The organism is Photorhabdus sp. RM71S (assembly GCF_042879355.1).
Lineage (GTDB): Bacteria > Pseudomonadota > Gammaproteobacteria > Enterobacterales > Enterobacteriaceae > Photorhabdus > Photorhabdus kayaii.
The window spans coordinates 22,614-34,387 of the sequence record NZ_JBHFKV010000037.1; the positions used below are offsets into that span (position 1 = coordinate 22,614).

Genomic DNA, 11,774 nt, shown 5'->3' on the forward strand with positions numbered 1-11,774 from the left:
TTAAAATCAATTTAATATATAAAAGACGGTAAAAAAACGGGGATAAATAGACAAATCCCAAACTCAAATAAGCGCTGTTCCATGCGCTTCTTTCTACTGAATAATTTATGTATGAACGAAATTGCTATTTGCTCGCGCTGAAACACTTCTTTTAAGACAGATCTGACAACCAAAACCCCCCATCAGAAAATTAATGAGGGGTTTTTATTATATTTTCCGACTCAGGCTTCCTCGACGACATAAGTCACGATGTATCCGTGTGATACCTGGCCCTGGCTTCTGCTTTTCATCCAGACTTGTTAACACCAGTTCCAATACCCGTTCAGCAATTTCACGATGACGCTGCGCTACAGAAAGCACTGGACATTCAAGGAAATCCAATAATTCATGATCACCAAAAGTCGCAATAACCAATTGATTTGGTAAACGACCGCTGTGTTTTAGCGTAACATCCATGACTCCCTGTAACAGGGCAAAAGAGGTGGTGAACAACGCTTGTGGCATTGGATGAGTTTCTAACCATGTGGTGAACACTTCAGCAGCCGCATCACGCTCATAGCTGTTTGAGTAAAGATACATCACTTTACGAGGGTCATCTTTCCATGCTTCACGGAACCCCTGTTCACGCAGAAAACTGACCGATAATTCAGGTAATGCACCGAGATAAAGCACAGATTCAGCAGGGAATTGGCGAAATTCTTGTGCCAACATCTTTGCATCTTCAAAATCATCACCCACTACGCTGATAAAGTGTTCATTTTCGAGTGCCCGATCGAGAGCAATAATAGGCAAAGAACGATTTGCCCAGCGTTGATAAAAAGGATGCTCCGGCGGTAATGCGGTAGAAACAATAATTGCATCCACCTGACGTTGTAGCAGGTGTTCAACACAGCGCATTTCATTATCAGGTTGGTCTTCCGAACAGGCTATCAATAACTGATAGCCACGCTGACGAGCCTGACGTTCCAAATAATTAGCAATACGGGTATAGCTGGTATTTTCTAAATCTGGAATAACCAAACCAATAGAACGGGTACGTCCTGCACGGAGACCGGCTGCCACAGCATTAGGATGGTAATTATGCTCTCTGACCACTGCCATCACTTTTTCTACCGTTTTATCACTGACACGGTATTGCTTGGCTTTACCATTAATTACATAACTGGCCGTTGTGCGTGAAACACCTGCAAGGCGGGCGATTTCATCCAGTTTCACATTAACTCCTTCATAGACCCCAAAAAGGCCCTACTTTATCGCAGAGCCTGATAAATGTATGCACATAGCCCCGCAGTTTGCGATTTTTCATCGCATAATTTTATCCCCACGAGAGACACCGACAATACCCGAACGAGCAACTTCAACAATTTCAGCAACATCCCGAACAGCATCGAGAAAGGCATCCAATTTATCGCTGGTTCCCACCAACTGTACGGTATATAAGGTCGAAGTCACATCAACGATCTGCCCACGGAAGATGTCAGTACTGCGTTTGATCTCTTCACGTCCATATCCACTGGCCTGCAATTTGACTAGCATAATCTCACGCTCTACATGAGAACCCGGCGCCAACTCGCTGACTCGTAACACATCTACCAACTTGTGCAACTGTTTTTCAATCTGTTCAAGTACCCTTGCATCGCCCTTAGTCTGAATTGTCATCCTCGATAATGTCGGATCATCAGTTGGAGCAACAGTTAAACTTTCAATGTTGTAGCCACGTTGGGAAAACAGACCAACAACCCGGGACAAAGCCCCTGATTCGTTTTCAAGTAATACAGATAAAATCCGGCGCATAATCAGGTTCTCTCCGTTTTGCTTAACCACATCTCATCCATTGCTCCTCCACGGATCTGCATAGGATATACATGTTCAGTTTCATCCACAGTGATATCAACAAATACCAGCCGCTGATTTTCAATCACCTCTTTCAAGGCTTCAGCCAATTTACTTTCCAATTCATCATAACGTTGAATAGAAATGCCAACATGACCGTAAGCTTCAGCCAATTTGACAAAATCAGGCAAGGATTCCATATAAGATTGAGAGTGACGACCGGCATAAATCATATCTTGCCATTGTCTTATCATCCCCAAGAAACGATTATTCAAGTTCAGAACCAGTACCGGCAACCCATATTGCAACGCGGTAGACAACTCCTGAATATTCATCTGAATACTGCCATCCCCCGTAACACAGACTACCGTCGCTTCCGGTTTCACCAGTTTAACGCCCAAAGCAGCCGGTAAACCAAATCCCATAGTTCCCAAACCACCGGAACTGATCCAACGCCTTGGTTTATCAAATGGGTAATGCAATGCAACAAACATCTGATGCTGCCCAACATCTGAAGTGACATAAGCTTCCCCTTTCGTCAGACGATAGAGAACCTCGATAGCCGCTTGTGGTTTTATTTTTTCACCGCTGCGATCAAAACTGAGACATTTACGGCTACGCCATTGCTGAATAGATAACCACCAATCTTTTAGCGCATCTGGATCTTGCGTGTCTTCCATTGTCTCCAGCAACGCCAGCATCTGTCCAAGCACCTGTTTAGCATCACCAACAATAGGTACATCTGCGGAAACCGTTTTCGAAATTGATGTTGGATCAATATCAATATGTAATACCGTTGCTTCCGGGCAATATTTTTCCAGATTATTGGTGGTGCGATCATCAAAACGTACACCGACAGCAAAAATCACATCTGAATTATGGATTGCTTTGTTAGCTTCGAATGTACCATGCATACCGAGCATGCCCAGGCTTTGCGGATGAGTTGCAGGGAAACTGCCTAATCCCATCAGGGAGCTCACAACAGGGATATTGAACTTTTCTGCCAATACCAGTAATTCTGCTGAACAATCTGCGTTAATCACCCCCCCGCCTACATATATGACTGGTTTTTTCGCATTCAATAGTTTTCTTAATGCCCGCTTAATCTGCCCTTTGTGTCCTTGAATCGTTGGATTATAAGAACGCATACTTATCTGATCAGGATAAATATAGGGTAATTTTACTGCCGGATTTACCGTGTCTTTCGGTAAATCAATAACGACGGGTCCCGGACGACCACTGGAAGCTAGATAGAAGGCTTTTTTCAGTACCTTCGGAATATCCTCTGCTTTTTTCACTAAAAAACTGTGTTTTACGATCGGGCGGGATATCCCTACCATGTCACATTCCTGGAATGCATCATTACCAATCAACGAACTGGCGACTTGACCGGACAATACAACCATTGGAATTGAATCCATATAAGCTGTGGCAATACCGGTAATGGCATTAGTTGCTCCTGGACCGGAGGTGATCAATACCACACCAACCTTCCCGGTAGAACGAGCATAACCATCAGCCATATGAACTGCCCCCTGCTCATGACGTACCAGGATATGCTCAATGCCCCCAACCGTATGCAGGGCATCATAAATATCCAGTACTGCCCCCCCCGGATAACCGAATATATGCTTAACGCCCTGATCAATTAATGATCGGACGACCATTTCAGCTCCTGATAACATCTCCATAGGTTTTCCTCCAGGCTCTGTTTGCAAGTTAATAAATCAGAAGTTACTTCCACTTTTATTTTAGTAAGACGAATGGCCTCTCAGCGATATATTGATGCTGAGTCAATTAACATAACGCTAGAAACGGGTGTTAGCAATGTGAGTACAAGGAAGAATAACCACTTTCTGAAAATTCAAGATGTCTCTTGCAAGCGTTATCTTGCTATCAAGAAGCTAAGGACAAGCAGAATATGAGTGGCTATACCTAAAAAGAATGACAACGTATAGGTATTATCCAATATATATACCCGTTATCTTTCAAGTTGCCTCTTTGTTGGCTGCACTCGCTCACCCCGGTCACATAGTTTGCTATACTCCCGGGGATTCACTCCCTTGCCATCGCGATGCATCTTGAAATCCATTGGGTATAGTTCAATTTTAACTTCTAATGTTTGATGAAGTCTGGTTTGGCGCTTGCAGGATTAGATAAAACCCTATGGTTACTTGCTGCTAATAAATTGGGTTTAAAGACAAAAAGTATCAAAAAAGATTTTTTCCGCCTGCCTTATGTAGAGCTGTCTGGAATGCAGATAGACAACATTTCATTTCGTGCCAAGAAAACCAAGTTGTGTCCCTCAATTCAATAATCGTCCTAAGAAATATAAATAGATACAACCTAATTTATTCGATTATCATTCAGTTAGATAAAAATTATCTGACTGTTAATGGTGAACAAATGATACTAGTTGCCAATATGAACATAATGGTAGAAATAAAAACTGACCGACGGAAAATGATTGACTATGTGCTCAATCTGTTAAAAACCAAAACCGAAGAAAGCTTTTTGGAACGACAATTACTTCTCAATTCATCTTTTAAAACAAAAAGAACCAATTCAGTAACACTTTATCTGGAAGATAAGAATTATTTTTTAAATCAATGAGGAAGAAACCACATATGCCTGATGAAGCACTACAACAACCTAAACATAAAACAGTAGGAATATTTGAAAACTATCAAGAAATCATACCTGACGATAAACTTTCATACTTTGAAAACGCACCTTCTATAACCTTGCATGTAGCTCCCCAAGGTGCTCCGATGAACCGATGGAAACAAATATTCCTAGAACTGTATTTGATGGAATTAAATATACAGGTATGGTTAAGGAACTTCCACTGAAAGTACCGAGAACAGTTGAAGAGTTTCGGGAACTGGAAAAACAAGCTCAGAATGGTAGCGCTGATGCCTATTTTTTATTAGGCAAACTTTATACTGACAATTCATTAAAGGAATCAGAAAGGGATTACCAAAAAGCCATAGCGTATTATGGCAAGGCCTTAGAGTTAGATAAAAACCATGCGGAATCTTTATATAATCTCGGTATAATTTATAGTTTTGGTTATGGAGTACAAGAAGATCAAATAAAAGCCAATGATCTACTTAAGAGATCCGGAGATTCTGGAATAATAAATGGATATCAGATAATAGGGGTAAATTATTTATATGGTTCAGGGAATAGCCCGCAAGATTTAGAAAAGGCATATCATTATATTAAAATAAATGCTGAAAAGGGCACTGTGGAAAAAGGAATATCTCAAGAAATAATAAATCATTGGGATGAATTCTTAATTCTCATGGGATATAAACCCATCCCATTAGTAGAAAAAAGTAACTAAAAATATACTTATAATCCCGTTCTGTATTCAGAGCGGGTTATTTTACAGTAGGTAAATGATATTTTGACAACTTATTTAAAACACACAAACCCTATCATAATTACATAAAACATGAAAAAACCGGTCACATTCATTATATAAGGAAACTCTGATTCACAACATTGAATTATCTTTTAATACCTTTTCTAGCTTAGGAAAAACAGTAAAACCGTCGCGATCTAAAAAGTGCCCGCCATCAGGGAAACCATATAATTCAGCCCGGAGCTGCTGACTTAAATTTAATGTAAACTGTGGCGATACAATCTCATCATTAAGCGATAATATCGCTATTCGTTGTTTTATTTTCTGTATGAGGGGACGAAAATTCAAGTTCTCCTCAGTAAATATATTTAATTCAGGTAAAGTTGATAACTTTTCATAAAATCCCGCGATTAATACAACTCCCCCTATATTTATATTATCAGGTAAAGATGCGATGTAACGGAGTGTAGTAATGCAGCCTAGACTATGCCCGATAAAAAGTGTTCTTTCATTAGGATTAGGTATACTCTCCTGCAATTTTTCTTGCCATAAATGGGGGGAAGGAGCATGAGATTCAGGCATTTCCGGCACGATCACATTAACATTTAACTTTTCATACTGAGCTTTAAGCCAAGGAAACCAATGATGATCAGGAGTCGCCATAAGACCATGAACAATAACTACATTATCAAAATTCATCAATTCACCTAATTATACAAATTATATTTTATTTACCATATAAACTTTACCATTATCTTATTCATATATTTAATACAGGAATAGCACAATACTGTCAACCAATATATTCTCTATGATTCACCAAGAAAGTAATGCTAATCTCATAAAATCATGCTCATTCGATCTGTAATATTTAACAATTACAGAATAATCTTAGATAGTATAATTTATCTGTGATTTTAAGGCGGGATAAAAGTTTATTAGTCCAATATTGAATTCTTTAAAGCCGGGCATTCATGGGATAAACCCAAAGCGGGATATTACTACAATATCCCTCATACTTTCCCTGAATAACCGGTAACACTAACTCTTTGTAGAAAATCCCGAAAATCAATCCTGATACATAGATTCAATTTCTTCATGGTAACGCTGCATAATAATTTTCCTCCTCAATTTCAGTGTTGGAGTTAATTCACCTGTTTCCATTGAAAATGGTTTTGGCAGTAATATGAAACGCTTTACCTGATCGAAGTGAGCAAAGTTTTTCTGCACCTCTTTCAAGCGTTGCTCAAACATATCGATAATCTGACTATGACGCAGTAATTCAACCCGGTCATGATATTTGAGATTAATTGACCTTGCATACTCTTCCAATGCTTCATAACAAGGCACGATAAGAGCGGATACAAATTTACGGGCATCAGCAATAACAGCAACATGCTCAATAAAACGATCTTGCCCTAACGTGCTTTCAATCATTTGAGGAGCAATATATTTACCATTCGATGTTTTCATCAAATCTTTCAGACGTTCAGTAATGAACAAATTACCATTTTCATCCAACTTACCAGCATCACCTGTACGCAACCAACCGTCTTGAGTAAATGCCTTGGTGGTTTCTTGCTGATTATTGAAATAGCCTTTCATCACAATTGGGCCACGCACTTGTATCTCATCTTCTCCACCGATACGGACGTCAATGCCAGGCAAGGGTTTACCAATAGAACCAAATATATAACCTTGCTCTTCCCAACAGGAAACCGTGGCACAAGTCTCTGTCATACCATAGCCATATTTGATATTTATCCCAACAGCGAGAAAAAACAGGATAATCGTTTCGTCCAGACGTGCGCCAGCAGCAGGTAAAAACCGAACTCTGCCCCCCAACACATTTCGCAATTTACTCAACACCAATTTATCAGCCAGTCGATGCATTGCTGTTGACCAAGGACAGCTTTTTTTACTTTGCAAATTACGTAAAAACTGACGCTCACCACATTTAATCGCCCAATTAAAAAGTTTTCTTCGATGCCAAGGAGCCTTAGAAACCTTTTCAAAAACCGCACTATAAATTTTTTCGTAAAATCTCGGCACTGCACACATCACTGTCGGGCGGACATCCGCCATCGCTTGACGAACAAAATTAGTGTCGGTCAGATAAACATTTTGTGCTCCTACATGCATGACATAGAAACTCCATGCGCGTTCAAAGACATGGGATAACGGCAGAAAACTCAAAGAAATGTCCTGATCAGTTAATGTCAAGATATGATCATGTGAATACAACTGATAGGCTAAATTGCGGTAATCAAGCATGACGCCTTTAGGCTCACCCGTGGTACCAGACGTATAAATAAGTGTAAAAAGATCATCCAGATTGTGGTTAGCAATACGGGTTTCCAACGCAGATTGATGTTGTAATTTATTATCGGCCATGAAATCAGATAAATGCTGAGCTAATGAACAATCCCGCAAATCGACTGATTCATCTAAGACAATAATGTGACTTAACTGAGGGCAACGTTCTGTCAAAGAAATAGCAACATCATACTGCGGCTGTCCACCAACAAACAAAATACGCACACCAGCATCATTAAGTATGAAACCAGCTTGTTCTTGACTACTGGTTGCATACAGAGGGACAGTGACCGCCCGAAGTTGTAATACAGCGATATCTGCCAATGACCACGCCATGCTGTTATGTGCAAATAGGCCAATTTTTTCTTGCACATCAATGCCAATCTCCAACAACGCCCGGCTAATAGCATTGGTCTTTTTACCAATATCATTCCAGTTTAGTTCGAGTTGTTCAGCCGGAGACCATTGGCGAAAAGCAATTTTCTCTGGGTGTTGTTTGATTTGTTGTTGCAACCGGTTTATCAAGTGATAAGGATGTAAATTTTTAGTTATCACAATTTTTTTCCTGTTCGAAAAACTTTTTTCTTATCGGAGAAAAAACAGTAATTTTATTCTCTGATAATACCTTTTCGCATCACTTATTCGCTTTTCAGCTTACAGGTGTTAGCTATTTCCTTGCAGTCTACCGATTCCTGAACAACAGGAAAAGCCTATTTCTCAAAAGTTGAAAAATTTGTGATAAAATAAAAAAACTCACCACCCTTATCCAGTAGTGAGTTTTCAAGTTAATTATCTGCTACTAAGTTGACTCAACAACGATTTCATCCATTGATGCCCTTTATCTTTCGTTGTAGATTCATGCCAAACCAAATAACACGGACGACTTACTTTATCCCACGGTAATGAAACCGCTTTTATTGCTAATTGTTCGTTATAGTGCTCAACTAACCATTTTGGCGCAATCGCAACCAAATAGGTTTGAGAGACAATATGCAACACACTATTCAAATCGGTCCCCTGATAAACCACCGAACGCAAACGTTCACCTCCATCATAATAGGGAACGCTGAATGAACATATATTATCCAATGATACAACGGCATGATGTTCCTCATACAATTGCTGCTCACTAATACTATTTTCAATTCTTGGATGATGATTAGAAACAGCCAAAACCAACTCATCATTGAATAACGGGTAATGATGAAAATCCATACGTTCTAGCTGCGTATAGCTAATGACAAACTCAGTTTCCTGATACCTGAGCTGATGTTCAATATTATCATGTAGATATGATCTAATCGTCACCCCCAGATTGGGTGTATTTTGTTTCACCTGTTCAACTATTTTTGCAGCCAGTCTAATATCTAGAGGGCTACAAATTGAAAGACTAAAAATCCTATCACTATTATCAGGTTCAAAACCAACCCCAGGTAACTCGTTATATACCAGTTGTAATGCCTGACGGACTGGACCAAATAATTGATGAGCTCTTGCCGTCGGTTGTATTCCACGCCCATAACGCACAAATAATTCATCATTGAACATTAGCTTCAAACGAGAAACCGCATTACTGACAGCCGGTTGTGACATTCCTAATATCTGTGCCGCACGTGTTACATTCTGCATTTGCATAACTGCATCAAAAACAGTCAACAGATTGAGATCCACATTACGTAAATGAATTTCATTTGGATCTTTTTTGGTTGCAGTTACTGAGGTGTATTCAGCCATTGTTTAACTCCACTAAACTGATGCAGATGATCCCGGCTAATAACAAAACATCGGAAATACCTTCATTTATTACTCAGATATTACGATGACTCTAACTATTAACGAGATCAATTGTCTTAATCATTTCGATAACAAATAATTAAGACTCGTCCTTGTACAAATCTGAATACGCATAGCTAACCAGCGCATCCCCTTATTAATGTTAAAAATATATAATTTCAATTAGTAGACAATGTAGTGCTCATTATTCATTCACAAAAAAGTACAATTACGTTAACAATTTATTCACCCTGATATTTTGTATATGATGATAAATCAAAGAATTACACAATTCACAATAAAATTACTGACTTATTATTATTAAACAATTTTATCAGAGTTATTATATTATAGAATTATTTTTTCAAAGATATATAACATAACTTCCTATTTGTATCTATTTTTCCAATGACAAATGATGTTTTTCGGAAAAATACAAATCGACTTCCAGCTCATCACACAAAAAATACTTAATTTTAATTAATCAGTATAATGCGCTATTTTTTATATAAATCAGAGCTTATCATTAAAGTCAAACCAGAACAAAAAAGGATAAAATAAAAGCTTTTTAAATATAAACAGATCAACACTTCAATTTACCACCATGAGAAAAGTAAAACCAAGAATCATATGCCTAAATGAATTCTTGACATCACTTTTAAGATAACGTATCAATAAAAGCATATGAATCACAAATACTCATTAATACTACTGAAAGGTTGGATCGATATGATTCACTCAATTTGTCTACTAAACCTACTACTCATCGTATCTGATATGCGCGGTATGCTGGTGGACAGAAAACAGAGTTGATTCAAAACAGAGTTGGTCCAAACCAGACATTAACAAGAACCCGCGCCAAGCGCGGTTTTTTTTTACCTGCTGGGCGCAAAAAACAACCATGAGAGGAACGTACATATGAACCAGCAAGTTATTATCTTCGACACCACGTTACGTGATGGAGAACAAGCATTACAAGCCAGCTTATGTGTGAACGAAAAACTCCAGATTGCCTTGGCCTTGGAGAAAATGGGTGTTGATATCATGGAAGTCGGTTTTCCAGTTTCCTCTCCTGGTGATTTTGAATCTGTACAGACGATCGCTAAGCAGATAAAAAATAGCCGTGTTTGCGCCTTAGCCCGTTGTGTAGAAAAAGACATTGACGTGGCTGCAGAAGCATTAAAAATTGCAGACGCTTTTCGGATCCACGTTTTTTTAGCCACTTCCGATTTACATATTGAATCCAAGCTGAAAAAAACATTCGAAAATGTCATGGAAATGGCAACTCAATCAATCAAACGGGCACGTCGTTACACTGATGATGTCGAATTCTCCTGTGAAGATGCGGGCCGTACACCTATTGATAATCTGTGTCGGATCGTTGAAAACGCTATCAAAGCAGGCGCAACAACGATCAATATCCCAGATACTGTCGGTTACACCACGCCATATCAATTTGGCGGCATCATCACTAACTTGATCGAACGCGTTCCTAATATTAATAAAGCGATAATATCCGTCCATTGCCACGATGATTTGGGGATGTCTGTCGCCAACTCTATCACAGCAGTACAATCCGGAGCCCGTCAGATAGAAGGGACGATAAACGGTCTGGGTGAACGTGCCGGTAACTGTTCACTGGAAGAAGTCATTATGGCGATTAAAGTCCGTCAGCAAATGTTAGGCGTTTATACTAATATCAACCATCAGGAAATTTACCGCACCAGTCAGTTGATCAGTCAATTATGCAATATGCCAATCCCCGCGAATAAAGCAATTGTTGGTAGCAATGCATTTTCCCACTCATCCGGGATTCATCAAGACGGGGTACTGAAAAATCGTGAAACTTACGAAATTATGACACCAGAGTCCATCGGCCTGAAAGAAATTCAATTGAACCTGACTTCCCGTTCTGGCCGCGCCGCAGTGAAACACCGTATGGAAGAGATGGGATATCAGGATAAAGATTACGATCTGGATAGCTTATACGAAGCCTTTTTACGTCTGGCAGATAAAAAAGGCCAGGTATTTGACTATGATTTGGAAGCCTTAGCGTTCATCAATTTGCAACAACAAGAACCCGAATTTTTCCATCTGGACAACTTTAATATCCAATCTGGCTCCAATGTGATGACAACAGCCGCTGTACGTTTAGTGTGTGGTAAAGAGGTGAAATCAGAAGCTGCCACAGGTAATGGACCGGTAGATGCTGTCTATCAGGCAATCAGTCGAATAACTGAATACCCAGTTGAACTGGTTTCTTATCAGTTATCAGGTAAAGGCCAAGGAAAAAATGCACTGGGTCAGGTAAATATCGTTGTCGAATGCTTTGGGCGTCGCTTCCACGGCATGGGATTGGAAACAGATATTGTTGAATCTTCTGCCAAAGCAATGATTCATGCTCTGAACTGCGTTTGGCGTACAGAGCAAGTTAAGAAAGAGAAACAACGTATACAGCAAAATACAAAGGAAATGGTGTAAA

Annotated in this window: 8 protein-coding genes; 2 read left to right on the plus strand and 6 right to left on the minus strand. The window is 39.4% G+C overall.

What is annotated here, in order from left to right; genetic code table 11:
- Positions 1–207: 207 nt before the first annotated feature.
- The 3 genes from cra to ilvI form a co-directional block, all read right to left on the minus strand.
- Positions 208–1,215, minus strand: coding sequence for a catabolite repressor/activator (gene cra, locus ACGF5R_RS17385; protein WP_112878554.1), 1,008 nt, complete (start codon positions 1,213–1,215; stop codon positions 208–210).
- Between the two features lie 87 nt (positions 1,216–1,302).
- A complete protein-coding gene (gene ilvN / locus ACGF5R_RS17390; protein ID WP_167405300.1) occupies positions 1,303–1,794 on the minus strand; it encodes an acetolactate synthase small subunit in 492 nt (163 codons plus the stop codon).
- Between the two features lie 2 nt (positions 1,795–1,796).
- A complete protein-coding gene (ilvI, locus tag ACGF5R_RS17395) occupies positions 1,797–3,524 on the minus strand; it encodes an acetolactate synthase 3 large subunit (protein WP_112878555.1) in 1,728 nt (575 codons plus the stop codon).
- Between the two features lie 1,088 nt (positions 3,525–4,612).
- Between ilvI and ACGF5R_RS17400 the strand changes: the two genes are divergently transcribed.
- Positions 4,613–5,182 carry a tetratricopeptide repeat protein gene (locus tag ACGF5R_RS17400; RefSeq protein ID WP_262981034.1) on the plus strand — a complete coding sequence of 190 codons (570 nt, stop codon included), beginning with the start codon at positions 4,613–4,615 and terminating at the stop codon, positions 5,180–5,182.
- Positions 5,183–5,335: 153 nt separating this feature from the next.
- On the opposite strand, the gene ACGF5R_RS17405 is transcribed toward ACGF5R_RS17400, so the two are convergent.
- The 3 genes from ACGF5R_RS17405 to leuO all read right to left on the minus strand — a co-directional run bounded on the left by ACGF5R_RS17405 (position 5,336) and on the right by leuO (position 9,253).
- Positions 5,336–5,902 carry an alpha/beta hydrolase gene (locus tag ACGF5R_RS17405; protein ID WP_262981033.1) on the minus strand — a complete coding sequence of 189 codons (567 nt, stop codon included), beginning with the start codon at positions 5,900–5,902 and terminating at the stop codon, positions 5,336–5,338.
- A 369-nt stretch (positions 5,903–6,271) separates the two neighbouring features.
- A complete protein-coding gene (locus ACGF5R_RS17410; protein ID WP_262981043.1) occupies positions 6,272–8,071 on the minus strand; it encodes a long-chain fatty acid--CoA ligase in 1,800 nt (599 codons plus the stop codon).
- Between the two features lie 237 nt (positions 8,072–8,308).
- A complete protein-coding gene (gene leuO / locus ACGF5R_RS17415) occupies positions 8,309–9,253 on the minus strand; it encodes a transcriptional regulator LeuO (protein WP_112878561.1) in 945 nt (314 codons plus the stop codon).
- Positions 9,254–10,210: 957 nt separating this feature from the next.
- On the opposite strand from leuO, the gene leuA reads away from it, so the two are divergent.
- Positions 10,211–11,773: a 2-isopropylmalate synthase gene (gene leuA / locus ACGF5R_RS17420; protein WP_262981032.1), complete on the plus strand. Its 1,563-nt coding sequence runs from the start codon at positions 10,211–10,213 to the stop codon at positions 11,771–11,773.
- Position 11,774 lies beyond the last annotated feature (1 nt).